Source organism: Lactococcus sp. DD01, assembly GCF_001578715.1.
Classification (GTDB): domain Bacteria; phylum Bacillota; class Bacilli; order Lactobacillales; family Streptococcaceae; genus Lactococcus; species Lactococcus petauri.
In genome coordinates this window covers 1-524 of record NZ_KQ968959.1, presented here as the reverse complement: position 1 = coordinate 524, position 524 = coordinate 1, and the positions used below count along the sequence as shown (strand labels likewise).

The following is a 524-nucleotide window of genomic DNA, read 5'->3' as shown; positions in this document are numbered from 1 at the left end:
ATGAATGGAGCTAAAGCACTCAAAACAGGGAGTTTCGATTCACAAGGTAATTTCAGTATGTCCTCAAGCTCTGATTTATCCTGGTATAAAAAAATAACCGGCAAAGATATTAACCGTGACTTACTCCATGAGCCAAGCCACCTCACCGCAAGCGACATTGAAGAACAAGAAGTGGCCAATATGAATGTGGAAACGAAGAATGAACTCATACAAATAGCATTAGCCACAGGTCTGACTTTAGCACAGGTTATTGCTTTGTATGGCAAAGTCTCAAAAGATATAGCAATTCAAGGCGGAAAAGGAGCGCAAAACCTTTGGAAGAATATTTCTGGCGCATTTTCTTATATTGATTTCAAACAGAAAACGGACTGGAACACCTTTGGGAATAGAATGGCAAATGGTGCTGGAGTTTATTTCAAAAAAGATAACAAAAATCAATTTACTTATGTTCTAGATGGTTCAAAAGTTACAGAAATCATTACAAATGGTGCGGTTGCTGGATATGGGACTGTTGGGCCAAATAT

General features: G+C 38.4%; 1 protein-coding gene. It reads left to right on the top strand.

Going from position 1 to position 524, the window contains the following annotated elements; translation table 11 throughout:
• Positions 1–524: hypothetical protein (locus tag LACDD01_RS12125; protein ID WP_197458055.1), on the top strand; the 524-nt coding region annotated here is incomplete at both ends.